General features: G+C 71.3%; 22 protein-coding genes. 12 read left to right on the top strand and 10 right to left on the bottom strand.

Annotated elements, in window-relative coordinates; all coding sequences use genetic code 11:
* Positions 1–63: 63 nt before the first annotated feature.
* A complete protein-coding gene (locus ACTWQI_RS15085; RefSeq protein WP_443270687.1) occupies positions 64–2,073 on the top strand; it encodes a Xaa-Pro dipeptidyl-peptidase in 2,010 nt (669 codons plus the stop codon).
* Positions 2,074–2,204: 131 nt separating this feature from the next.
* Here ACTWQI_RS15085 and ACTWQI_RS15090 read toward each other — a convergent pair whose 3' ends face one another.
* Genes ACTWQI_RS15090 through ACTWQI_RS15100 form a run of 3 tightly spaced genes read right to left on the bottom strand, consistent with a single transcriptional unit; the run spans position 2,205 to position 5,250 of the window.
* Entirely contained in the window at positions 2,205–3,704 is a 1,500-nt protein-coding gene (locus ACTWQI_RS15090; RefSeq protein WP_443270689.1) for a tripartite tricarboxylate transporter permease, read from the bottom strand.
* Positions 3,704–4,240: a tripartite tricarboxylate transporter TctB family protein gene (locus ACTWQI_RS15095; RefSeq protein WP_443270747.1), complete on the bottom strand. Its 537-nt coding sequence runs from the start codon at positions 4,238–4,240 to the stop codon at positions 3,704–3,706. Before ACTWQI_RS15095 ends, ACTWQI_RS15090 begins: the two co-directional genes overlap by 1 nt.
* A gap of 5 nt (positions 4,241–4,245) precedes the next feature.
* Positions 4,246–5,250 carry a Bug family tripartite tricarboxylate transporter substrate binding protein gene (locus tag ACTWQI_RS15100; protein WP_443270691.1) on the bottom strand — a complete coding sequence of 335 codons (1,005 nt, stop codon included), beginning with the start codon at positions 5,248–5,250 and terminating at the stop codon, positions 4,246–4,248.
* Between the two features lie 108 nt (positions 5,251–5,358).
* Here ACTWQI_RS15100 and ACTWQI_RS15105 point away from each other — a divergent pair, with 108 nt between their 5' ends.
* Together ACTWQI_RS15105 and ACTWQI_RS15110 are read left to right on the top strand one after the other, a co-directional pair.
* Entirely contained in the window at positions 5,359–6,048 is a 690-nt protein-coding gene (locus ACTWQI_RS15105; protein WP_443270693.1) for a response regulator, read from the top strand.
* Between the two features lie 36 nt (positions 6,049–6,084).
* Positions 6,085–6,861, top strand: coding sequence for a dihydrofolate reductase family protein (locus ACTWQI_RS15110; protein WP_443270695.1), 777 nt, complete (start codon positions 6,085–6,087; stop codon positions 6,859–6,861).
* 33 nt (positions 6,862–6,894) lie between these two features.
* On the opposite strand, the gene ACTWQI_RS15115 is transcribed toward ACTWQI_RS15110, so the two are convergent.
* A complete protein-coding gene (locus tag ACTWQI_RS15115; protein ID WP_443270697.1) occupies positions 6,895–7,872 on the bottom strand; it encodes an FAD-dependent oxidoreductase in 978 nt (325 codons plus the stop codon).
* A 134-nt stretch (positions 7,873–8,006) separates the two neighbouring features.
* Here ACTWQI_RS15115 and ACTWQI_RS15120 point away from each other — a divergent pair, with 134 nt between their 5' ends.
* A complete protein-coding gene (locus ACTWQI_RS15120) occupies positions 8,007–9,038 on the top strand; it encodes an oxidoreductase (protein ID WP_443270698.1) in 1,032 nt (343 codons plus the stop codon).
* A gap of 25 nt (positions 9,039–9,063) precedes the next feature.
* Here ACTWQI_RS15120 and ACTWQI_RS15125 read toward each other — a convergent pair whose 3' ends face one another.
* The 3 genes from ACTWQI_RS15125 to ACTWQI_RS15135 all read right to left on the bottom strand — a co-directional run bounded on the left by ACTWQI_RS15125 (position 9,064) and on the right by ACTWQI_RS15135 (position 13,370).
* Entirely contained in the window at positions 9,064–11,445 is a 2,382-nt protein-coding gene (locus tag ACTWQI_RS15125) for a Tex family protein (RefSeq protein ID WP_443270700.1), read from the bottom strand.
* Positions 11,446–11,612: 167 nt separating this feature from the next.
* On the bottom strand, positions 11,613–12,479 hold the full coding sequence (locus ACTWQI_RS15130; RefSeq protein ID WP_443270701.1) for an SCO6745 family protein: 867 nt from the start codon (positions 12,477–12,479) through the stop codon (positions 11,613–11,615).
* Between the two features lie 135 nt (positions 12,480–12,614).
* The gene (locus ACTWQI_RS15135; protein WP_443270703.1) at positions 12,615–13,370 is read right to left on the bottom strand and encodes an enoyl-CoA hydratase/isomerase family protein; all 756 of its coding nucleotides are present in this window, start codon (positions 13,368–13,370) and stop codon (positions 12,615–12,617) included.
* A 329-nt stretch (positions 13,371–13,699) separates the two neighbouring features.
* Here ACTWQI_RS15135 and ACTWQI_RS15140 point away from each other — a divergent pair, with 329 nt between their 5' ends.
* Complete coding sequence (locus ACTWQI_RS15140) at positions 13,700–14,254, top strand: ATP-binding protein (RefSeq protein ID WP_443270705.1); 555 nt, start codon at positions 13,700–13,702, stop codon at positions 14,252–14,254.
* A 38-nt stretch (positions 14,255–14,292) separates the two neighbouring features.
* Here the strand turns inward: ACTWQI_RS15140 and idi are convergent, their stop codons facing one another.
* The 3 genes from idi to galE form a co-directional block, all read right to left on the bottom strand.
* Positions 14,293–14,892: an isopentenyl-diphosphate Delta-isomerase gene (gene idi / locus ACTWQI_RS15145; RefSeq protein ID WP_443270707.1), complete on the bottom strand. Its 600-nt coding sequence runs from the start codon at positions 14,890–14,892 to the stop codon at positions 14,293–14,295.
* A 143-nt stretch (positions 14,893–15,035) separates the two neighbouring features.
* On the bottom strand, positions 15,036–15,980 hold the full coding sequence (locus tag ACTWQI_RS15150) for a cation diffusion facilitator family transporter (RefSeq protein ID WP_443270708.1): 945 nt from the start codon (positions 15,978–15,980) through the stop codon (positions 15,036–15,038).
* 108 nt (positions 15,981–16,088) lie between these two features.
* Positions 16,089–17,078 (bottom strand): UDP-glucose 4-epimerase GalE, encoded by a 990-nt coding sequence (galE, locus tag ACTWQI_RS15155; protein WP_443270710.1) that lies wholly within the window; start codon positions 17,076–17,078, stop codon positions 16,089–16,091.
* A gap of 423 nt (positions 17,079–17,501) precedes the next feature.
* On the opposite strand from galE, the gene ACTWQI_RS15160 reads away from it, so the two are divergent.
* The 7 genes from ACTWQI_RS15160 to ACTWQI_RS15190 all read left to right on the top strand — a co-directional run.
* Positions 17,502–19,451 (top strand): DUF5941 domain-containing protein, encoded by a 1,950-nt coding sequence (locus ACTWQI_RS15160; protein WP_443270749.1) that lies wholly within the window; start codon positions 17,502–17,504, stop codon positions 19,449–19,451.
* Positions 19,448–20,185, top strand: a complete 738-nt coding sequence (locus ACTWQI_RS15165) for a phosphocholine cytidylyltransferase family protein (protein WP_443270711.1) — start codon at positions 19,448–19,450, stop codon at positions 20,183–20,185. Before ACTWQI_RS15160 ends, ACTWQI_RS15165 begins: the two co-directional genes overlap by 4 nt.
* Positions 20,173–21,234, top strand: a complete 1,062-nt coding sequence (locus ACTWQI_RS15170; protein ID WP_443270712.1) for an iron-containing alcohol dehydrogenase family protein — start codon at positions 20,173–20,175, stop codon at positions 21,232–21,234. The genes ACTWQI_RS15165 and ACTWQI_RS15170 overlap by 13 nt, the downstream gene beginning before the upstream one ends.
* A complete protein-coding gene (locus ACTWQI_RS15175; RefSeq protein WP_443270714.1) occupies positions 21,212–21,991 on the top strand; it encodes a CDP-alcohol phosphatidyltransferase family protein in 780 nt (259 codons plus the stop codon). Before ACTWQI_RS15170 ends, ACTWQI_RS15175 begins: the two co-directional genes overlap by 23 nt.
* Positions 21,988–22,878: a glycosyltransferase family 2 protein gene (locus ACTWQI_RS15180; RefSeq protein WP_443270716.1), complete on the top strand. Its 891-nt coding sequence runs from the start codon at positions 21,988–21,990 to the stop codon at positions 22,876–22,878. Before ACTWQI_RS15175 ends, ACTWQI_RS15180 begins: the two co-directional genes overlap by 4 nt.
* A 110-nt stretch (positions 22,879–22,988) precedes the next feature.
* Positions 22,989–23,927, top strand: coding sequence for an ABC transporter permease (locus ACTWQI_RS15185; RefSeq protein ID WP_443270718.1), 939 nt, complete (start codon positions 22,989–22,991; stop codon positions 23,925–23,927).
* The coding region (locus ACTWQI_RS15190) for an ATP-binding cassette domain-containing protein (protein WP_443270720.1) at positions 23,920–24,226 on the top strand (307 nt) is incomplete at its 3' end. The genes ACTWQI_RS15185 and ACTWQI_RS15190, both read left to right, overlap by 8 nt.

The raw sequence follows: 24,226 nt of genomic DNA on the forward strand, positions 1-24,226 counted from the left end.
CGGCTCGGGGATCTCGAACGGGCCTTCTATGGAACGGGAGTTGACGGGTGTACCGTCCCGCTCGTGGCGATACGTGCGCGGGTCACCCGCAACCAGTGGAGAACGCTCGTGCCGGCGGCCCTGGCCGCCCTGATGGCCGTGCTCGTCCAGCCGGCGGGAGCCCAGGCGGCCCCGCCCGCCCCGACCGAGAGCAGGCCCATCTACTCGTACGACGACGCGATACGCGAGTCTGTATGGGTCGACACCCGGATCGACGGCGACGCGGACGGCAAGGCCGACCGGGTCGCCGTCGACATCGTCCGGCCGCGTGAGCCCGCGCAGCAGGGCCGCCGGATCCCCGTCATCATGGACGCGAGCCCGTACTACGCCTGCTGCGGGCGCGGCAACGAGGGCCAGAAGAAGACCTACGACGCCGCCGGAAAACCGGTTCAGTTCCCGCTCTTCTACGACAACTACTTCGTGCCGCGCGGCTATGCGACGGTCCTGGTCGACCTGGCGGGCACCAACCGCTCCGACGGCTGTGTCGACGTAGGCGGCCGCTCCGACGTCCAGTCCGCCAAGGCCGTCGTCGACTGGCTGAACGGCCGCGCCCGCGGCTACAGCTCACGCACCGGTGGCACAGCCGTGACGGCCGCCTGGTCGACCGGCGCCGTCGGAATGATCGGCAAGAGCTACGACGGCACCGTCGCCAACGGAGTCGCCGCCACCGGTGTGAAGGGGCTCAAGACCATCGTCCCGATCGGCGCCATCAGCTCCTGGTACGACTACTACTTCGCCAAAGGCGCCCCGCTCTTCGACAGCGGCCCCGACTGGCTGTCGAACTACGTCGAGTCCCCGGACGCCCGGGCCCGGTGCGCCGCCGTACAGAAGCGGCTCGTCGAGGAGGCCCCGCGCAGCGGTGACTGGACCCGGCTGTGGAGCGAGCGCGACTACGTGCCGGACGCGGACAAGGTGCGCGCCAGCGTCTTCGTCGTCCACGGCATGCAGGACCTCAACGTCCGGGCCAAGCACTTCGGACAGTGGTGGGACGCGCTCGCCGAGGCGGGCGTGGAGCGCAGGATCTGGCTCTCCCAGACGGGCCATGTCGATCCCTTCGACTTCCGCCGCGCGGACTGGGTGAAGGCCCTGCACCGCTGGTTCGACCACTATCTGCTCGGCATGGACAACGGCGCCGAGCGGGAGCCCATGGCCCACGTCGAGCGCGCGCCCGACCGGTGGTCCACCGACCGAGTCTGGCCCGCGGACGGCACCCGGTTCACCACGCTGCGTCCCCGCGCAGGCGACCAGCCCGGCGTGGGCGCACTCGGACTGCGCCCCGCCCCCGCCGGCAGCACCGAGACGTTCACCGACGACCCGAAGCTGAGCGAGACCGACTGGGCCGCGCACATCGACGCACCGACGGCGAGCAAGGCCGGATTCGCCACCGGCCCGCTCCGCGAGAACCTGCGTCTGTCCGGAGCCGGAACGGTCACCGTCACCGCGACGCCGTCCACCTCCAGCGCCCATCTGTCCGCCGTGCTCGTGGACCTCGGTCCCGACACCATCCGCGACTACGCCGCCCCGGGCGAAGGCATCTCCACCCTTCCCGAGCGCACCTGCTGGGGGAGCAGCACCGCGGGTGACAGTGCCTGTTTCAAGGAGACGCGGGCGAAGACCACGGACGTCGACTACACGGTCTTCAGCCGTGGTTGGGCCGACCTGGGCAACTACGCGTCCGAGCACACCGGCCGCCCGCTGGTCCCGGGGAAGAAGTACACGATCACCCTGGACCTGCACGCCAGCGACCACGTCGTGCCCGCCGGCCATCGCCTCGGCCTGATCGTGGCCGGCACGGACGCCGGGCTGATCGAGCCGCCCGCGTCGACTCCGCGGCTCACCCTCGACCTGGCCCGTACCTCGGCCGAACTGCCGCTCATCGGCGGCGCACCGGCCTTCGGCCGAGCCACCCGGGGTGTACCGCAGGCCGCTGACGTCGAGGACGGCCCGCTGCGCGGCGTACGCGACCCGCGCACGGTTCCGCCGGTCCCGTTCGCCACCGGCCCGGCCGGCCAGGGAGGTGCGTCGGCCCCGTGATCCCCCGGTCCCGCGTCCTCGGCGGGCCGGTCGGCCCAGGCCTGCTGAGGGCGTCGGGCCCGAGGCGCGGCGGAACACCCGGCTGGGGCCGCGGGACCGAGGTACGGTCCGCAGCCCTGCCGGACCCGGGTTCAGCGGCGAGCCGCGGACCCGCGCCGGAGCACGTAGGTGCTGATCAACGGCCAGAGGACCACCACGGCCGCCACCGCGTACAGCACGACGGCGACCGGCTCGCTCCACAGCCCGCTGACCGCGCCGTTGCTCAGCTGGAAGGTGCGCCGTAGCTGCTCCTCCGCCAGCGGACCGAGGATCACCCCCAGGATCAGGGGCAGCACCGGCAGCCCGAACCGCCGCATCATGAAGCCCAGCAGCCCCAGCACCAGGAGGATCACCAGGTCCACGGCCTGGGAGTTCACGGCGAACGCACCCAGCGCGGAGAAGAACAGGATGCCCGCGTAGAGATACGAGCGCGGCACCTGCAACAGCTTCGCCCACACCGGCGCCAGCGGCAGATTCAGCACCAGCAGCAGCACATTGCCGATGAACAGGCTCGCGATCAGTGCCCACACCAGCTCGCTCTCCCGCTCGAACAGCAGCGGACCCGGCTGGATCCCGTACTGGGTGAACGCGGCGAGCATCACGGCACCGATGGAGTTCGCGGGCAGGCCCAGCGACAGCATCGGCACGAACGACCCCGCCGCCGCGCCCTTGTTGGTGGCCTCCGGACCCGCGACCCCCTCGATCGCTCCGCGCCCGAACTCCCCGCCCGGGCCGGCCAGCCGCTTCTCCGTGGCGTACGAGATGACGGTCGGGATTTCGCCTCCGCCGGCCGGCAGCGCACCCATCGGGAAGCCGATGAACAGCCCCCGCAGCCAGGGCTTCCACGAGCGGCGGAAGTCCTCCCGGCTCATCCACGGCCGCCCGACCGGCACCGGCTTCGGCGGGGTGTGCCGCAGATGGCCGGCCACCCAGAGTGCCTCGCCGACCGCGAACACGGCGACCGCGACGACCACGATGTCGATGCCGTCCGCGAGCTGTGGCACCCCGAACGTCAGCCGCTGCTGGCCGGAGATCGAGTCGATGCCGATCAGTCCGATCGTCAGGCCGAGCGCGAGCGAGGAAAAGCCACGCACCCGCGAGGACCCGATCACGGCCGTCACCGTGGTCAGCGCCACCACCATGATGGCGAAGTACGCGGGGGCGCCCAGCGTCACCGCGAACTTCACGACCAGCGGGGCGAGGAAGGCGAGCATCGCCGTACCGATGGTCGAGGCGATGAACGAGCCGATCACGGCGGTGGCCAGCGCCTGTGCCGCCAGCCCGCGTTTGGCCATCAGATTGCCCTCGATGGCGGTCACCACGGATGCCGACTCACCAGGGGTGTTGAGCAGGATCGAGGTGATCGCGCCACCGAACATCCCGCCGTAGTAGATGCCGCCGAACATCACGAATGCGGCGGTCGGATCCATGCCGAAGGTGACGGGCAGCAGCAGCGCCACCGTCATCGCTGGACCGATGCCCGGCAGGACGCCGACCGCGGAGCCGATCAGCACGCCGACCAGCGCGTAGAGCAGATTCACGGGGGAGAGCACGGTGGCGAAGCCGCCGAGCAGACTGTTCAGGGCGTCCATCACAGAATCCCCTCCAGTACGCCGGGCGGCAGCGTGATGCCGAGCCCGAAGGCGAACGCGTAGAACGAGCCGACCGAGAGCACGACGGACACCACCGCGTCGCGCAGCCAGGTGCGGCTGCCGAGCGCGTACGCGATGCCCCAGAACAGCAGCGCGCCCGAGATCACCCAGCCCAGCGGCTCGATGAGCACCGCGTTCGCCAGGAAGAAGGCGATCACCAGCAGCACCGCGCGCCAGTCCAACGGGGCGGTGAGATCGATGTCCTCGCCGCCCTCGGCTTCGCCGCGTCCGCCGCGCAGCACGTCGATCGCATGCACCAGCGCGCACACCAGCAGGCCGCCGCCCACCCCGTACGGCACGGCCTGCGGGCCGATGGGCCCGGCGGCCGTCGCCGCCGTGCCCATCGTCGCGGCATCGACGACCACCACGGCACCGAGCACCGCGAGCAGCGCGGAGACCAGGAGCTCCGCGCGGCCACCGGCCTCCTTACCGGCAGCCGTGCCGACGCCCTCGTCCTCCCGTTCGTTGGCCGTCATAGCGCTCACTTGGTCAATCCCAGCCGCTTGAGCGTTCCTTCGACCTTCTTGCCCTGGTCGACGAGGAAGTCCTCGAACTCCTTGCCGTCCAGGAAGGCGTCGGTCCAGCCGTTGCGCCGCATGGCCGTCTGCCACTCGTCCGAGTCACGCATGGTGCGCAGCGCCTCGACGAGCTGGTCGCGGCGCTGCGGGGAGATGCCGGGGGCGGCCACCACGCCGCGCCAGTTGATCGCGGAGACATCGATGCCCTCAGCGGCGAGGGTGGGCGCGTCGATGCCCTTGATGGTCGTCTTGCCGGTGGTCGCCAGCACCCGTACGTCGCCGGTGGCGATCTGGTCGACCATCTCCCCGATGCCGGTTGCCGCCACGTCGATCTTGCTGCCGAGCAGCGCGGTCAGCAGCTCGCCGCCGCCGTCGTAGCCGATGTAGCGGACCTTGGCCGGATCGACCTCGGCGGCCTCGGCGACCTGCATGGGCAGGAGGTGGTCGGGACCGCCTGGCGAGGAGCCGCCGCCGACCGACAGCCGGTCGGGGTCGCGTCGCCATGCGTCGAGGAAGTCGTCCAGGGTGCGCAGCCGCGAGCCCTTCGGGACGACGATGGCGCTCGGGTCCTGGATCAGCCGGGCCAGCGGGGTGGTGTCGCCCAGCGCGACGGCCGACTTGTTGGTGAAGACGGCGCCGACCACGCCGAGGCCCATCATCATGAGCATCTCGTCGTTGCCCCGGGCGTTCACCAACCGGGAGAGGCCGATGGTGCCGCCCGCCCCGGAGATGTTCGTGACCTCCAGGCCGCGGGCGGCCTTGGAGGCGGTCAGGGCCTTGCCGACCGTGCGGGCGGTGATGTCGTAGCCGCTGCCCGGGCTGTTGCCGACGATCATGCGGAGCCCGGTGAGCGGGCCTTTCGCTCCGGCCTGGCTCTTTCCGGTCGCTCCGCAGCCTGCCGTGGCGGCCGTCACGGCCGGGGTGAGTGCCGCCAGTGCGGCAGTGCGCAGTAGTGTCCGTCTGTTCACAGGGGACTCATTTCCTCGGCGAAGGGGGGCGGTGCGCCGACCATCCCAGGAGATGTGGGCCCGGTCACTATTCGCAAAACAAAGGTCGTTGAGTAACTTGTGGTCCTCATGGAGCTCAGTGTTCTGATCGTCGACGACGACTTCATGGTCGCGAGACTGCACAGTGCGTGCGTCGGCCGGACTCCCGGCTTCCGCACGGCCGGTGTCGCGCACACCGCCGCCGAGGCGGTGCGCGAGGCCGTCCGCCTCCTGCCTGACCTGGTGCTGCTCGACCTCTACCTGCCCGACGGCTCGGGGCTCGACGTCCTGCGCCGCATACGCGAGGACGTTCCCCGGACGGACTTCCTGGTGATCAGTGCAGCCAAGGACACGGACACGGTGCGGGAGGCCCAGCGGGCCGGGGCGGTCAACTACCTCATCAAGCCGTTCGAACTAGCCGAGCTCCGGGCCCGGTTGGGCCACTTCCGCACCGCCCACCTCGCGCTGGCCGGTGCCCACAGCACCGACCAGGCCCACGTGGACCGGCTCTTCCCGGCTCCGGGCACAGCGGGGGTCCCCGCCCGCTCGGACGCGCTGCCCAAGGGCCTGAGCGCCCCCACCGCGGCTCTGGTGGCGAACGCGCTGCGGGCCGCGGACACCGCAGGCCTCTCGGCGAGCGAGTGCGCGGCCGGCACCGGTCTGTCACGGGTGAGCGCCCGCCGCTATCTGGAGCACTTCGCCTCGGCCGGCCGTGCCGAGGTCCATCTGCGCTACGGCACGACCGGCCGCCCCGAACGGCGCTACACCTGGCGTTCCTGACACCGATGCGCGAAGGAGGCACGGATACTGGCTGATATGCGCCGATTGATCCCGACTCCCACGACCCCGACTCCCACCCCGGATCTCGACGACACCGCACTCCTGGCGGCGTACGCGTACCCCGCGGAAGCGGCCACCCGTCCGTGGGTGCGGGCCGACATGGTCTCCAGCGCCGACGGAGCGGCCCAGCTCGACGGACTCTCCCGAGGTCTCTCGGGACCGAGCGACCAGCGGATCTTCCACCTGCTGCGCGCCCTCGCCGATGTGGTCCTGATCGGCCAGACCACCGTGCTGCGGGAGACCTACGTGCCGATCCGGCCGCGAGCGGAGTTCGCCGGACTGCGGGCGGCGAACGGACAGGACCCGGCCCCGGCCATCGCCATCGTCTGCGACGACCCCACACAGCTCGACCTCACCGCGCCCCTGTTCACCGCGGAGCGGGCGCGAACGGTGGTGATCACCACGCACCGGGCGGCCGCCGACCCCGCCTGGGCCATTGCGGCGGGCACGGTGGACACCGTCATCGCCTCCGCCCCCGGCCACGACGACCGGGTCGACCTTCCGACGGCCGTCACCGCGCTGGCCGAGCGCGGCTGGACGCGGGTGCTGTGCGAGGGAGGGCCGACACTGCTCGCCCAGCTGGCAGCCGTCGGACTCCTCGACGAACTGTGTCTGTCGCTCTCGCCGAGGCTCACCGCCGGCCCCGGCAAACGGATCACCCACGGTCCGACGCTCAAGCCGCCACTGCCCCTGGAGCTGGTCGGACTGCTGGAGGAAGACGGCTTTCTCTTCACCCGCTATCGCAGAGGGTGAGCGCAACTCCGCGCCGCTGCCCGGCGGGTCGGGTCATCGAGCCGCCCCCGCCTCGCCTCCCGCGACCACCCACCACGCGGCTTCCTCCGCGCATCCCCACGCTACGGTGATCCCCGCTCCGCCGTGCCCGTAGTTGTGCACGCACAGCGCCCCGCCGGGTAGCCGCTCCACCTCGATCCGTACGACGGACCGGGACGGGCGGAGCCCCACACGGTGTTCGAGTACCGGGGCCTCGGCGAGCCTTGGATGGACAGCGGCGCACCGGCGCACGATCGCGGCCGCCGTCGCCGGATCGGGCGTCCGGTCCCACACGCCCTCACGTGCCGTACCGCCGAGGACGACCCCGTACGACTGCGGCAGGATGTACGTCGATTCCGAGGCGCCAGCATCAGCCGCCACGAACCACTGGTCGATGCCCGGGTTCTCCACCACCACCAACTGCCCTTGTACGGGCCGGACATCCAGGTCCGGCACCAGTTCGCGCGCCCCCAGCCCGGTGCAGTTGACGACGAACGGCGCGTCCCGGCCCGCCTCGTCGAGCGACGTCACCTCGCGCCGCTCCAGCACCCCGCCCGCAGCGATCAGCCGCTGCTCCAGATAGGGCAGATACGCGCGCAGGTCGATCAGCGGCACGCGCGCGTGCAACCCCGTCTCGTATCCGTCGGGCAGCTCCTCGGCCCGGGCGGCGCGCAGCCCGGGAACGCCCTCGGTCCAGGCGCGAGGCTGCCACCCACCCGCGTCGGCCATCGTGCCGGTGACCAGCCTCACCCCTGTCTCCTCCGGCCGTTCTGCCAGCTCGGACAGGACGTGGAAGGAGTGCAGTGACCAGGCGACGACCTGCGCCTCGGGCTGGATGCGATAGGGCCAGCACAGCCCGCCCGCCACGGCCGACGTGGTGTGCGCGGCGGCCTCTCGGCTCCACACTCTGACCCGTTGCGCGCTCTCCGCGAGGACGACCGCCGTGGTCAGTCCGACCACCCCGCCGCCCACGACGATCACGTCGCTCTCCATGCCGGGACGCTATCCCGTCCCACCTGCCGGGGCGAGAGCCGACACGGCGCCCGGAATCCGCCCCCCCGTGCCCACAAATGAATCGATGTGCGCGGCTGCGCTCCAAAGTCATCCGCGATGGAGATACTCAGCACATGTCTGCCGAGCCCGCCTACGCGACCTTCGGCCTGGCGCCAGCGATGCGCGCCGGAGGTGTCCTGTCCAACGGTGCATACCAAGCGCACCGGGACTTCCTGGACTTCATCATCGACGGCAGACCGCTGCTGCTCCGCCTCGCGGACCTCGATGCCGTATCGCCCCTCGCCACCGACCTGGGGCCGTCCATCTTCACGGCGCACGTCCGCCGGCTGCTGCTGGAATCCGAACCGCCGCTAGCCGACGGCCGTTACGTCATCTACGGCTGCCCCGAGTGCGAGGGCCTCGAGTGCGGGGCGGTGACCGCGATCATCGAGCGGGACGGCAAAGACATCGTGTGGCGGGACTTCGCCTGGCAGACGAACGAGATCCCCGATCTCGTGCTGAACGGCTACCCCGGCATCGGACCGTTCCGCTTCCGCGGGGACCAGTACCGGACCGAGCTCGAGCACCTGCTCGCGGAGGGCGGGCCGGGGCCCGGCCGCCGCGTGCTGCTCGTCGGCCAGCGGGTCGCGGTACTGGCCAGACTCGCCGCAGCGCTCCGCACCATCGGCGTCGGCGCGGAGATCTCCCGGGACGCGGCCGGGGCGCACGCCGACGAGCTGCGGACGTACGGCGCGGTCGCGTTCGGACGGGCCATCGACGAGGAGGAACGGACAGCGGTGCGCCGTGCCTTCGAGGCGGCCGGGGCGGACGCCGTCTTCGTCGAGGGCCTGGCCCCGATCATCCCGCTGCTCGTGGCACAGATCGAGCAGGCCCTGGACCGCAGCCCTGCGGAGCGGCGGCGGCTCACGGCGCTCTCCGCGGAGGCCGGTCGCATCACCGCGGAGGTCGCTGCCCCGTGCCGGGTCCAGGTGCTCGCCTATCGCCTCGACCGCCTCTACCGCACGCACACCCACGAGGTCTTCGACGGGCTCCTCGAACCCGGCAGCCACGTGATCGACGCCGATCGCAACGCGCTCAAGGGGGAGTCCCACGTGGTCGCGCGCACCACGGGCGGCGTGCTCGTGTCGCCGGTGCGACGCGGCTGAATCTCGATGAGACCCCCGACCCGTCTCAGCGGCGCTTCGGGTCCACCAACCCCGCCCGCCGCAACGCGTCGGCCATCGCGCCGTTCGCGGGCGCGTCCTGACGCGCGCCGCCGCGCCCGCCGCCCCCGCCGCGCCCTCCTCGCTGCTGCGGCGGACGCCCGCGGCCATCGCCGCGGCGCTCGCCGCGCCCTTCGCGACCCTGCGGCCGCCCGCCCGCGCCGGACGACGACTCGTCGTCCAGGCGCAACGTGAGCGAGATCCGCTTCCGCGGAATGTCCACGTCCAGAACCTTCACACGCACGATGTCACCCGGCTTCACCACGTCCCGCGGGTCCTTGACGAAGGTCTTCGACATCGCCGAGACATGGACCAGACCGTCCTGATGGACACCTACGTCCACGAACGCCCCGAACGCCGCGACATTTGTCACGACCCCCTCGAGGATCATGCCGGGCGCGAGGTCGCCGATCTTCTCCACGCCTTCCTTGAAGACCGCCGTCTTGAACGCGGGCCGCGGGTCGCGCCCCGGCTTCTCCAGCTCCTTGAGGATGTCGGTGACCGTCGGCAGACCGAAGGACTCGTCCACGAAGTCCAGCGGCTTCAGGCCGCGCAGCACCGCCGTGTTGCCGATGAGCGTCTTCACCTCCCCGCCCGTGGAGTCCGCGATACGCCGCACCACCGGGTACGCCTCCGGGTGCACGCTCGACGCGTCGAGCGGGTCGTCGCCGCCGCGGATGCGCAGGAAGCCCGCGCACTGCTCGTACGCCTTGGGGCCGAGCCGCGCCACGTTCTTCAGTTCCTTGCGCGAGCAGAAGGGGCCGTTCGCGTCGCGATGCGCCACGATGTTCTCGGCCAGCCCGGCGCCGATTCCGGAAACCCGGCCGAGCAGCGGTGCCGACGCGGTGTTCACGTCCACGCCGACGCCGTTCACACAGTCCTCGACCACCGCGTCGAGCGAGCGTGAGAGCTTCACCTCGGACAGGTCGTGCTGGTACTGCCCGACACCGATCGACTTCGGGTCGATCTTCACCAACTCCGCCAGCGGGTCCTGGAGCCGCCGCGCAATCGACACCGCGCCGCGCAGCGACACGTCGAGCCCAGGAAGCTCCTGCGATGCGAAGGCCGAGGCGGAGTAGACCGAGGCGCCCGCCTCGGATACCACCACCTTGGTGAGTCCCAACTCGGGTTGGCGCGCGATGAGATCGGCGGCCAGCTTGTCCGTCTCCCGCGACGCCGTGCCGTTGCCGATGGCGATCAGCTCGACGCGGTGCTCCCGCGCGAGCCGGGCCAGCTTCGCCAGCGACTCGTCCCACTTCTGCTGCGGCACGTGCGGATAGATGGTGTCGGTGGCCGCCACTTTGCCGGTGGCGTCGACGACGGCCACCTTCACGCCCGTACGGAACCCCGGATCCAGGCCCATCGTGGCGCGGGTGCCCGCCGGAGCGGCGAGCAGCAGATCGCGGAGATTGGCCGCGAAGACCAGGACCGCCTCGTCCTCGGCGGCCTGTCGCAGTCGCAGCCGCAGGTCGATGCCGAGGTGGACCAGGATGCGGGTGCGCCAGGCCCAGCGGACGGTGTCGGCAAGCCACTTGTCGGCCGGGCGGCCGCGGTCGGTGACGCCGAAGCGGGTGGCGATGGCCTGCTCGTACGAGCTCGGGCCCTCGTCCGGCTCGTCGCCGGGGCCGGCGGGCTCCAGGGCGAGGTCGAGCACCTCCTCCTTCTCGCCGCGGAACATGGCGAGCACCCGGTGTGACGGCAGGTCGGTGAACGGCTCGGCGAAGTCGAAGTAGTCGGCGAACTTCGCGCCGGCCTCCTCCTTGCCCTCCCGGACCCTCGCGGCCAGCCGCCCCCGCCGCCACATCCGCTCACGCAGCTCGCCGATCAGGTCGGCGTCCTCGCCGAACCGCTCGGTGAGGATGGCCCGGGCGCCCTCCAGGGCCGCGGGCGCGTCCGCCACACCCTGGTCCGGGTCCACGAACGCGGCGGCCGCGGCGAGCGGCTCGACCGACGGGTCGCCCAGCAGCCCGTCGGCCAGTGGCTCGAGGCCGGCCTCGCGCGCGATCTGCGCCTTCGTGCGGCGCTTGGGCTTGAAGGGGAGGTAGATGTCCTCGAGCCGGGCCTTGGAGTCCGCGGCCCGGATCTGCGCCTCCAGCTGTTCGTCGAGCTTGCCCTGTGCCCGGACGGACTCGAGGATCGCGGTGCGCCGTTCCTCCAGCTCCCGCAGATAGCGCAGCCGTTCCTCGATCGAGCGCAGCTGCGCGTCGTCGAGCGTTTCGGTGGCTTCCTTGCGGTAGCGCGCGATGAACGGCACGGTCGAACCGCCGTCGAGCAGCTCGACGGCCGCCTTCACCTGCCGTTCCCGTACGCCGAGCTCCTCGGCGATCCTGCCCTCAACCGACGTCGTCACGTTCCGTTCCGCCTTCTGCAGTGAACTTGAGCCTGCATTGTGGCAGGCGACGCCGACAAAGGTGGGGCTCACGCGTGGCGGGTTGCCGCGCACGCCGCCCGTAAACCGCGTCCGTGCCGCGCCACCAGCCGTGCCACAGCGTCCATGCCCGCCGCCGCGCGGGGGAGTCAGCCCTTGCCGAGCAGCTCGTCGGGGAAGGCGCCCGCGGCGAGCGCGGTCATGGTCCAGCCGCCCGCCAGTTCGGTCAGCCGCGCCACGCCCGCCTCGCCGAGGTGCTCGTACGGGGCCCGGTCGAGCCGGTCGGTCTCCTCCTCGATGCGCTTGCGCAGTCCGACGCCCGCCTCGGTCAGCTCACCCTCGGCGGCCATGAGTCCGCGGGCACGCAGCCGGTCCTCGGCCGCGGCCCAGTTCTCCGGCGCCCAACCACGGGTCCGCAGCAGCCACTTCGGCGCCTGGCCCTTGCCACTCGCGGTGTGGCTGACGATCGCCTCGAGGGCGTCCAGTTCGGCGCCGACCAGCACCGCCACATGACCGTCGCCGCGGTGCTCGCGCAACAGCGTCGCCGCGTGCCAGAGGGCGAGGTGCGGCTCCTCGGGCACCGGCAGGTCGGCGTGCGCCGCGTACAGGGGCCGGGCGGACCGGGTGCAGGCCTCGGCGGCGCGCAGCGCGAGCCGCGCGGCCTCCGCCATCTCCGCGGAGGCGACGGCCTCCGCCCCGAGCAGCCGCCGCAGCGTGGCGTCGGCGGCGCGGTCGCGGGCGGCCAGGGCGTCCTCCGGGGATGCAGTGCGCCAGATCTGCGGTATGTGCCGGGCCACGAGCTCGTGGTTGAAGTTGAAGAAGGTGGCGGTGACCGCGCCCGCGCCCACCGGCCCCATTGCAGCCGCGCGGGACGCGAAGTAGGCGGCGGACGGATGGTCGTGGCCGATGGCCGCCATCTCCTGGGTGAACTCCGGTGCGAAGTAGACCGCCGAGTGCAGCACGTTGAGGACGTTGTGACAGCGGCGGCCGGCGCGGGCGGGCAGAGGAGTGCTCATGTCCGCACGTTACCCGCAAGTACGAGATGGCTGAATGCCAAGGCCGCGACGGCAGGGAAGGCGGGCGCCGCACGTACGTCGGCCCGCCCGAGATCGTCGCGGGAGTCTCCGCTGGAGCGGCCGGTCCTTGAGGAATCAGGACGGACCGGACCAGGTGAAGCGCGGTGTCCTGCGCTCCAGAAACGCGGCGACGCCCTCCGCCGTGTCGCCGCTGCCGCGCGCCTGCCCCGCCCAGTGGGCCTCCCGCTCGGGTGCCACGGGTCCGGCTGTGAACTCCTTGGCCGCGGCCTGGGTGAGCAGCGACCGCGAGGCGAGGGTCCGTACGAACTCCGCCACGCGCTTCGCCAGCCCGTCCGCCGGCAGCAGCTCGTCCAGCAGGCCGGTGCGCAGGGCCCGCTGCGCGTCGATCAACTCCGCGGAGTAGAGCAGGTACTTGGCGGTGGCCGGGCCGACCAGCCCGGTCAACCGCCGGGTCGACGAGGCCGGATAGACGATGCCGAGCTTCGCCGGAGTGATCCCGAAGGACGAGCCCTCGGCGGCGAACCGCAGATCGCACGCGGCGGCCAGCTGGCAGCCGCCGCCCACGCAGTAGCCGCGAATCGCTGCCAGGCTCGGCTTGGGGAAGGCGGCCAAGGCTTCCTCCGCGGCCACGGCGAGGGCCTGCGACTCGACCGCCGACTCCCTGAGGGTGCCGATGTCCGCGCCCGCGCAGAAGGTGTCACCGGCCCCGGTCAGCACCAGCACCCGTACGCTCGGGTCGTCCGCCAGCCGGTCCAGGAGCCCTGGCAGCTCCCGCCACATGGCCGGGGTCATGGCGTTGCGCTTGGCAGGGTGGTGTATGACGACCGTCGCGACGCCGTCGGCGAGGTCCAGGTGCAGTCCGGGCTCCATGACGCCGGATGCTATCCGGCTGATCGCCGGGCTCCGCGGGCTGCGGACCTCGGGACGGGCTGTGCAGGAACGTTCCTGGGGTCGCGAAGCGACGAACAGGATCAGTCGTGCAACCGATCCTGGCATACGCCATCGATCAGAATCCGTCGAAAAGTGCCGACTTCCGAGCAGCGGACCGGTTGGACCAGCGCGTTCCCGACACTCGAGTTATGAGGCGGACTCGGCCGTCGCATCCCCGGTCGTTCCGGTGCTGCGGCGCCGGAGCTGCGGGGATCGTCGCGTGCAGTCGTGAGGGTCCCCCATGTCGAAGACCAGCGGAGGTGCCCGACATGGAGAGCGGCGGAAGCGTACCTCCCCCAGCTAACGCTGGGTGGGGGTCCCCCCGGCGCAGCCAGGGGGCGTGCCCCCAGACGCCGGGGCAGGGCCTGTCCACCGCCCCGGTCGCGGACGGGCTGACCGCTCCACCGCCGTACGAGGGTGTCTGGCGCTTCACGGCACCGGCCCTGGAGTCCTCGGTTCCACAGGTCCGCCACGCCGTCCGCGACCTGTTGCGCGACCAGAGTGTGCCGGTGCAGGACGACACCGTCCACGGGCTGATGCTGATCCTCTCCGAACTGGTCACCAATTCCGTCCGGCACGCGGCCCTGCTCTCCCCCGAGATCGCGGTCGAGGTCTCCGTCGGCGCCGGGTGGGTACGGGTCGCGGTCGAGGACGACCATCCGTATCGGCCGAAGGCCCTGGTGGCGGACCAGGGACAGACGGGCGGCCGGGGGCTGCTCCTGGTGAAGGTGATCACCGCCGAGGCGGGCGGCGTCTGCGACGTCGAGCACACGACGAGCGGAGGCAAGGTGATCTGGGCCGCCCTGCCGCTGACCGGGGACTGACGGCGCCGGAGGACTCGGGATCCGGGCGCGGACCGGGGCTACCAGCCCGCCGAGGCTCCGGTCAGCTCCCTGATCGCCGGGCGCGCGGCGTCCAGCACGGTCATGAACCACGTCGAGAACGGCCGCTGAGCGTGCAGCCGCGGCAGCTCCTCTGCGGTCACGAAGGCGGTCCCCCCGACCTCTTCGGGATCCGGCTGCGGCTCGGCTCGTACCAGCCCCACGAAGAGGTGGTTGTACTCCTGCTCCACCAGCCCCGAGTCCGGGTCCGGGTGGTTGTAGCGCACCGTGCCCGCCTCGCGCAGCAGCGATGGGGACACCCCCAGCTCCTCCGCCGTACGCCGGGCGGCGGCCGCGAACGGCGCCTCGCCGGGGTACGGGTGTCCGCAGCAGGTGTTGGACCAGACACCGGGGGAGTGGTACTTGCCCGGAGCGCGCTGCTGGAGCAGCAGCCGGCCGGAGGTGTCGAAGAGGAAGACCGAGAAGGCGCGGTGCAGCCGGCCGGGCGGCAGATGGGCGGAGAGCTTCTCAGCGGTGCCGATCGTCGTGCCGTTCTCGTCGACGAGTTCCAGCATGATCGGTGCTGCGGAGCCGTTCGACGAGAGGTCCGCGTCCGCCGTGGAGGCAGGTGTGGTCGGCATGGCCATCCTTCGGTTGGGCTTCGACCTTTCAGTCTGCCGCACGAAACAGGCGCGGCCCGGCTGCTCGCCCCGCATGTCAGCCTGATAGGCGGCTCGTGCCACCGATGGCGGAGCGGACGAGCACCGCGCTCGGCTCGGTGGGCTCAGTGACAGAGCTTGACCTCGTGCTCGGCGTGTCCGGCCGGCTCCAGCTGGAAGGTGCAGTGGCCGACATCGAAGTGCTCACCGAGGCAGCCCTGGAGATCGTGCAGCATCTTCTCGTGCCCGATCGCATCCAGTACCTCTTCGCGGACCACCACGTGCGCGGACAGCACCGGCAGTCCGGAGGTGATCGTCCACACGTGGAGGTCGTGCAGGTCCTCGACGCCTGGCAGGGCCAGTATGTGCGATCTGACCTCGGCCATGTCCACGTCCCTCGGCGCCGCCTCGAGCAACACGTCCAGCGCCTCGCGCAGCAACTTCCACGACCGGGGCACGATCATCACGCCGATGGCCAGGGAGGCGATCGGGTCGGCCTGCCGGAAGCCGGTCGCCATGACGATCACCGCCGAGACGATGACGGCCAGCGAGCCCAGCGCGTCCGCCATCACCTCCAGGAAGGCGCCGCGGACATTGAGGCTCTCCTTCTGCCCACGCACCAGCAGAGCCAGCGACAGTGCATTCACCACCAGGCCCACCAGACCGAAGACGACGGTGAGCCCGCCCTCGACCTCCGGCGGTGAGATCAGGCGCCGTACGGCCTCGTAGAGGATGAAGCCGCCGACACCGATGAGCAGCAGACAGTTGGCGAGCGCGGCGAGGATCTCGGCGCGCGCGTAGCCGAAGGTGCGGCGCTCGCTCGGCGGGCGAGCGGAGAAGTGGATGGCCAGCAGGGCCATCGCGATCCCGACGGCGTCGGTCGCCATGTGCCCGGCATCGGCGAGCAGGGCGAGGGAGTCCGCCAGGAGTCCACCGACGATCTCCGCGACTAGGACGGTGAGGGTCAGGCACAGGGCGATGCGCAGCCGTCCCCGGTAGGCCGTCGCCGCCGTGCCGCCCACTCCGGGCGGCGGGCGATGCGCATGCCCGTGGTCGTGGCCTGCCCCCATGCCGTTCCCTCCCGAAAGCAAGTGATCAGAAATCGTCGACCGACTGCCGACTGTGATCAGTGAACTACGGGTGGGGGGTGCCGGGCAACATGGCGCTGAACACCGTTGTCATGTGCTGTGACCTGCGGCTTCGCGGCGCAGGCACCAGCCCTCCCAGGCCGACTCGACCATCTCGCGCACACCGCGCCGGGCGCTCCAGCCGAGCTCCTGGGCGATCAGGTCGGCAGCGGCGACGACGCGCGCCGGGTCCCCGGCCCGCCGTCCGACGACCTTCGCGGCCGGCTCCGGCACACCGGTGACCTCAGCGATCAGATCCGCCATCGCGCGGACGGACACGCCCCGGCCGGTCCCGATATTGACCGTCAGATCGTCCGCCTCGGTCCTGGAGCGCAGTCGGCGGGCGGCGGCGAGATGGGCGTCGGCCAGGTCGGAGACGTGGATGTAATCGCGGATGCAGGTGCCGTCCGGGGTCGGGTAGTCGTCGCCGAAGATCAGCGGGGGCTCGCCGCGGGTCAGTGCGTCGAAGAACATCGGGACGATGTTGGACACTCCGGTGTCGGCGAGCTCGGGACGTGCGGCGCCGGCCACGTTGAAGTAGCGCAGGCAGGTGGTGGCGATGCCGTGGGCGCGGCCGGCGGCCCGGACGAGCCGCTCGCCCGTGAGCTTCGTCTCGCCGTACGGGTTGATCGGCCGGCAGGGGGTGTCCTCCGTGACGAGGTCCACATCGGGCATGCCGTAGACGGCGGCCGAGGAGGAGAAGACGAGGCGCCGCACCCCGGCGGCGACCACGGCCTCCAGCAGCACGGTGAGGCCGTGCACGTTCTCCCGGTAATAGCGGAGGGGCTGCTCGACGGACTGTCCGACCTGCTTCCTGGCCGCCAGGTGTACCACTCCGGTGATGGAGTGCTCGGCGAGCGTACGGTCCACGAGTTCGCGGTCGAGGATCGTGCCGCGGACCAGCGGGACGTGGGCCGGGAGCCGCTCGGGGAGCCCTGACGAGACGTCGTCCAGCACGACGACGCGCTCCCCGGCGTCGGCCATGGCCCGGGCCACATGGGACCCGATGTAACCGGCACCACCGGTGATCATCCATGTCATGCCTGGCAGCGTAACCGGCCGTGTGCGGCTCCGGGCAGCTGCGCTTGTCGCGGACCGCGATGATCGCCCATGATGCGAAAGACGGATCTCTCCGGTCGACTCCCGCACCTCTACGGTCTTATCCGGGCGTAAACGGGCGATGAACGGTCGCTTCCGAGAATCCGATAGCCTCTCCCGACGTGCCGCCCGTGCGCGTCGGAGCCGGGGCGTGCCACGACCGCTGCCCGGACACCCCTGACTCCCGGCGCGGCCATGCCAGCTTCCAAGGAGTGAACGCGTCTGTCGACCGCCATCCTCACCGGTCCGCCGGTCGCCGGGTCCCAGCTCGAGGGCGACCTGCGATCGCTGGGCTTCGCCGTGGTCGCGGTCCCGGCGGGCGACGACCTCGCGGAACGGGTCGCCGCGGTCCCGCCGTCGGAGCGCGTGGCGCTGGTGGACCCGCGCCTGGTGGCCCACCGGCACGCCCTGCGGCTGGCCCTCACGGACCCCCGCTTCCCGGCAGCCGCGATCCCCGGCGCGCTCACGGCCCAACCGGATGCCCGCCCGGCCCTTCTCGCCGCACTGACGTCCACGACAGCCCCCCGCCCTGCGGCTGCCCTTGCCGGTGTCGAAGCCGACGCGGCAACCGGCGCCGCCGCTCCCGCACGGGGCACCGGCCCGCAGGCCGGGCCGGGCGACGCCGCCCGCCCGGTGGCCGACGACGAGCCCGCTGACGTCCGAACTGAACGAGCGGATGGGCAAGCCACCGTCAGTGGAGCGCTCACCGGCGCTGACCCGACCGGTGTAGGCGTGGGTGCTCCGGCAGCCACCGAGGGGCAGCCGACGAAGGATGGCTTCGCCGCTGGGGCGGCGGAGGGCACCGACGTGCCGTCCGGCGCGGAGGTACCGCGGACGGTGGCCGACGCCGTCGCCGAGGCGCTCCTCGCCGCGGGCGTCCACGTACACCGGCCCGAGCTCGGGGTGCTCGTCGCCACCGTGGCCGGCGACGACGCGGAGCGGGCCGAGGCCCAGGCCGTCGTCGACGGAGTCGACGACGAGCAGGTACGGCTCCGGACCGCCGTGAAGGCACGCGACGGATTCTTCACGACCTTCTTCATCAGCCCGTACTCGCGCTACATCGCCCGCTGGTGCGCCCGCCGCGGCCTGACCCCGAACCAGGTCACCACGGCCTCGCTGCTCACCGCCCTGATCGCCGCGGGCTGTGCGGCCACCGGCACGCGCCCCGGCTACATAGCGGCGGGCGCGCTGCTCATCGCTTCGTTCATCCTCGACTGCACCGACGGCCAGCTGGCCCGTTACTCGCTGCAGTACTCCACGATGGGCGCCTGGCTGGACGCCACCTTCGACCGCGCCAAGGAATACGCGTACTACGCGGGCCTCGCCCTCGGCGCTGCCCGTGGCGGTGACGACGTCTGGGCGCTCGCCCTCGGCGCCATGGTGCTCCAGACCTGCCGCCACGTCGTGGACTTCTCCTTCAATGAGGCCAACCAGGACGCCACGGGCAACAGCAGCCCCACCGCCGCCCTCTCCGGCAAGCTGGACCGCGTCGGCTGGACCGTCTGGGTGCGCCGGATGATCATCCTGCCGATCGGCGAGCGATGGGCCATGATCGCCGTCCTCACGGCCGTGGCCACGCCTCGTATCGTCTTCTACGCCCTGCTGATCGGTTGCGCGTTCGCCGCGTGCTACACCACCGCGGGCCGTGTGCTGCGCTCCCTCATGCGGCGTGGCGCCCGTACCGACCGGGCCGCCCAGGCGCTCGCCGACCTCGCGGACTCCGGCCCGATCGCCGAGGGGACGGCCCGAGCGCTGGGAAGGCTGCGGTCCCGTGAGCCCGTCGGCTCCAGGGCACTGCTCGCCTTGCAAGGCGTTGTGCCGCTGCTCGCCGCCGTGTGGCTTGCGCCGGTCGGCAGCTGGTGGCCGGTCCTCGCCGCCGCGTTCTATGCGCTGAGCTCCGGTGCCGCCGTGGCGCTGCCCCTCAAGGGCCCGCTCGACTGGCTCGTGCCGCCCCTCTTCCGCGTAGCGGAATACACCGTCATTCTTATACTCGCCGCCCGCTCCGAAGTGAACGGCGCCTTGCCTGCGGCTTTCGGGCTGGTGGCGGCCGTCGCCTACCATCACTACGACACGGTGTACCGCATCCGCGGCGGCACCGGCGCGCCCCCGCACCTGCTGGTGCGGGCAATCGGCGGGCACGAGGGGCGGGTTCTGGCGGTCACGGTCGCCGCAGCTCTGCTGCGCGACACAGATTTCACCATCGCGCTGACGGCCCTTGCGACGGCCCTGGCGCTGGCGGTGCTCAGCGAGAGCATCCGCTTCTGGGTGTCCTCCGGGGCACCCGCCGTACACGACGAAACAGGAGAACCCGCATGATCGGCCTCGTGCTGGCAGCCGGCGCCGGACGGCGTCTGCGCCCCTACACCGACACCCTGCCCAAGGCTCTGGTGCCGGTTGATGGCGACACCACCGTCCTCGACCTCACCCTCGGGAACTTCGCCGAGGTGGGTCTGAAGGAGGTGGCCATCGTCATCGGCTACCGAGGCGAGGCCGTCGTGGAGCGCCGGGCCGCCCTGGAGCAGAAGTACGGTCTGAAGCTGCACCTGGTCGAGAACGACAAGGCCGAGATCTGGAACAACGCCTACTCCCTGTGGTGCGCGCGTGACGTCCTCAAGGAGGGCGTGATTCTCGCCAACGGCGACACCGTGCACCCGGTCTCCGTCGAGAAGACTCTGCTCGAGGCCCAGGGCCGGGGCCAGAAGATCATCCTCGCCCTGGACACGGTGAAGCACCTCGCCGACGAGGAGATGAAGGTCGTCGTCGACCCGGCCAAGGGCGTCCAGCGCATCACCAAGCTGATGGAGCCCTCCGCCGCCACCGGCGAGTACATCGGCGTCACCCTCATCGAGCCCGAGGCGGCGGACGACCTCGCCGACGCCCTGAAGACCACCTTCGATAAGGACCCCGACCTCTACTACGAGGACGGCTACCAGGAGCTGGTCAACCGCGGCTTCAAGATCGACGTCGCCCCCATCGGCGACGTCAAGTGGGTCGAGATCGACAACCACGACGACCTCGCGAAGGGCCGGGAGATCGCGTGCCAGTACTGACCCGACTCATCCCCTCGCCCCTCGTCGTCGACATCCGAGCCGGGGCCCTGGATGATCTCGCGGGTGTGCTGGCGGACCAGCGCATCTCCGCATCGGGGAAGCTCGCCATCGCGATCAGCGGTGGCTCTGGTGCGGCGCTGCGCGAGCGGCTCGCCCCGGCGCTGCCCGGCGCCACCTGGTACGAGGTCGGCGGCGGCACACTCGACGACGCGGTCAAGCTCGCCGACGCGATGAAGTCCGGCCACTACGACGCGGTCGTGGGCCTGGGCGGCGGCAAGATCATCGACTGTGCGAAGTTCGCCGCGGCCCGGATCGGTCTGCCGCTGGTCGCCGTCGCGACGAACCTCTCGCACGACGGCCTCTGCTCGCCGGTCGCGACGCTGGACAACGACGCGGGCCGCGGCTCGTACGGCGTCCCGAACCCGATCGCCGTCGTCATCGACCTCGACATCATCCGCGAGGCCCCGGTCCGGTTCGTCCGCGCCGGCATCGGTGACGCGCTGTCGAACATCTCCGCCGTCGCGGACTGGGAGCTCGCCCACCGCGAAAAGGGCGAGCAGATCGACGGACTGGCCGCCGCCATGGCCCGCCAGGCCGGCGAGGCTGTGCTCCGCCACCCGGGCGGCGTCGGCGACGACAGTTTCCTGACCGTGCTGGCCGAAGGCCTCGTCCTGACCGGCATCTCGATGTCGGTCGCGGGCGACAGCCGCCCGGCCTCCGGCGCCTGCCACGAGATCAACCACGCCTTCGACCTCCTCTTCCCCAAGCGCGCCGCGAGCCACGGCGAGCAGTGCGGTCTCGGCGCCGCCTTCGCGATGTACCTGCGCGGTGCACACGAGGAGTCCCGCCTGATGGCTGAGGTGCTGCGCCGCCACGGCCTGCCCGTGCTGCCGGAGGAGATCGGCTTCAGCGTGGACGAGTTCGTCCAGGTGGTGGAGTACGCACCGCAGACCCGCCCCGGGCGCTACACGATCCTCGAGCACCTGAACCTGTCCACCGACCAGATCAGGGACGCATACGCCGACTATGCCAAAGCCATCAGTAGCTGAACTCCGTCCGGTCGTTCACCCCGAGGGCGTGAAGGACCGGCGCAGCGGTGAGCACTGGGCCGGGCGCCTGTACATGCGAGAGGTCTCGCTGCGCTGGACCCGACACCTGGTGAACACCAGGATCAGCCCGAACCAGCTCACCCATCTGATGGTGGTCGCGGGCGTCCTGGCCGGGGCGGCACTCCTGGTGCCGGGCCTGCCCGGGGCGCTCCTCGGCGCCCTGCTCATCCAGCTGTATCTGCTGCTGGACTGCGTGGACGGCGAGGTCGCTCGCTGGCGGAAGCAGACCTCGATCACCGGGGTCTATCTCGACCGCATCGGCCACTACCTCTCCGAGGCGGCCCTGCTGGTGGGTTTCGGCCTGCGCGCCACCGACCTCTCCGCCCACGGCGACCCGGCCTGGCTGTGGGCCTTCCTCGGCACCCTGGCCGCACTCGGCGCCATCCTGATCAAGGCCGAGACGGATCTGGTGGATGTCGCCCGGTCCCGCAGCGGGCTGCCCGCCGTTCGGGACGAGGCCTCCGTGCCCCGGTCCTCGGGCCTGGCCCTGGCCCGCAGGGCGGCGGCCGCGCTGAAGTTCCACCGCCTGGTCGGCGGCGTCGAGGCCTCGCTGGTCATCCTGCTCGTGGCCATCCTGGACATGATCAGGGGCGACCTCTTCTTCACCCGTCTGGGTGTGGCGGTGCTCGCCGGCATCGCGATCGTGCAGACCCTGCTGCACCTCGTCAGCATCCTCGCCTCGAGCAGGCTGCGATGACCGGGGCGGCCGACCTCAAGCTCGGAGCGGTTGTCCTCACCATGGGCAACCGCCCCGACGAGCTGCGCGCGCTCCTCGACTCGGTCGCCAAGCAGCACGGCGAGCGGATCGAGGTCGTAGTCGTGGGCAACGGCTCCCCCCTGCCCGAGCTCCCCGAGGGCGTACGGACCGTGGAGCTGCCCGAGAACGTCGGCATCCCGGCGGGCCGCAACGTCGGCATAGCGGCCTTCGGCCCCGGTGGCAGGGACGTGGACGCCCTGCTGTTCCTCGACGACGACGGCCTGCTGCCGAGTGTCGACACCGCCGAGCTGTGCCGCGAGGCCTTCGCCGCCGATCCGCAGCTCGGCATCATCAGCTTCCGGATCGCCGACCCCGAGACCGGCACCACTCAGCGCCGCCACGTACCCCGGCTGCGGGCCTCCGACCCGATGCGCTCCTCCCGGGTCACGACCTTCCTCGGTGGTGCGAACGCCGTCCGTACCGCGGTCTTCCAGCAGGTCGGCGGGCTGCCGGACGACTTCTTCTACGCCCACGAGGAGACCGACCTCGCCTGGCGGGCGCTCGACGCGGGATGGATGATCGACTACCGCGCGGACATGGTGCTGCACCACCCGGCGACCGCTCCCAGCCGGCATGCCGTCTACCACCGCATGGTCGCCCGCAACCGGGTCTGGCTGGCCCGCCGGAATCTCCCCGTCCCCCTGATCCCGCTCTATCTCGGCGTGTGGCTGCTGCTCACCCTGGCCCGCCGGCCCTCCCGGCCCGCTCTCCGTGCCTGGCTCGGCGGATTCAAGGAGGGCTGGATCACACCGTGCGGTCCGCGCCGGGCCATGAAGTGGCGTACGGTATGGCGGCTGACCCGACTGGGCCGACCTCCGGTCATCTGACAAGCTTCGTGTCTGAGAGCATCGGTCGTACGGCGGGGAAACAGACTGTCGTCACCAGGCCCGCCTACGCCCGATACGGCTGCGCATCTTGAAGACGAAAGTTTCCATTTGTGAGTGAGACAACCCATGACGGTGCGGTCGCGGTGAGCGCCCCTCCATCCCCGGACGGGGGTCTGTCCCCGGCCGAGCTCGCGGCGAAGTACGGGCTGGCGGTCAGCGGGGCGCGGCCCGGCCTGCTGGAGTACGTCCGGCAGCTGTGGGGCAGACGTCATTTCATCCTCGCCTTCTCACAGGCCAAGCTGACCGCCCAGTACAGCCAGGCGAAGCTCGGCCAGCTGTGGCAGGTGGCGACCCCGCTGCTCAACGCGCTGGTCTACTACTTCATCTTCGGCCTGCTGCTGGGCACCAGCCGCGGCATGGAACAGACGATGTACATCCCGTTCCTGGTGACAGGTGTGTTCGTCTTCACCTTCACCCAGAGCTCGGTGCTCGCCGGTGTCCGGTCGATCTCGGGCAACCTCGGGCTCGTCCGGGCGCTGCACTTCCCGCGCGCCTCCCTGCCGATCTCGTTCTCGCTCCAGCAGCTTCAGCAGCTGATGTTCTCCATGATCGTGCTGGTCGTGGTGGCCATCGGCTTCGGCAGTTTCCCCACCTGGTCCTGGCTGCTGGTCGTACCGGCCCTGGCCCTGCAGTTCGTGTTCAACACCGGCCTCGCCCTGATCATGGCCAGGATGGGAGCCAAGACCCCGGACCTGGCGCAGCTGATGCCGTTCGTGCTGCGCACCTGGATGTACGGCTCGGGCGTGATGTTCAGCATTCCGCACATCCTGGCGGACAAGGACCTGCCGGGCTGGGTCGCCGACGTGCTGCAGTGGAATCCGGCGTCCATCTACATGGACCTCATCCGCTTCGCGCTGATCGACGGCTACGACGCGGACAAGTACCTGCCCCCGCACGTCTGGGCCTTCGCCCTCGGCTGGGCGGTCCTCATCGGTGTCGCCGGCTTCGTGTACTTCTGGAAGGCGGAGGAGCGGTACGGCCGTGGCTGAGCAGAACAGTGCCGTCCAGGCGCTCGTCCCCACCGTCATCGCGGACGGCCTGCACATCGTCTACCGCGTCAACGGCGGCGCCCGCGGCCGGGGTACGGCGACCGCTGCGCTGAGCCGGATGCTCGGCCGTAAGGGGTCGCCGGGGATGCGGGAGGTGCACGCGGTCAAGGGTGTGACCTTCACCGCGTACCGGGGTGAGGCGATCGGGCTGATCGGGTCGAACGGGTCGGGCAAGTCGACGTTGCTGCGGGCGATCGCGGGGTTGCTGCCGCCGGAGCGGGGCCGGGTCTACACCGATG

The organism is Streptomyces sp. KR80, from assembly GCF_052245555.1.
In the GTDB taxonomy this organism is placed as follows: domain Bacteria; phylum Actinomycetota; class Actinomycetes; order Streptomycetales; family Streptomycetaceae; genus Streptomyces.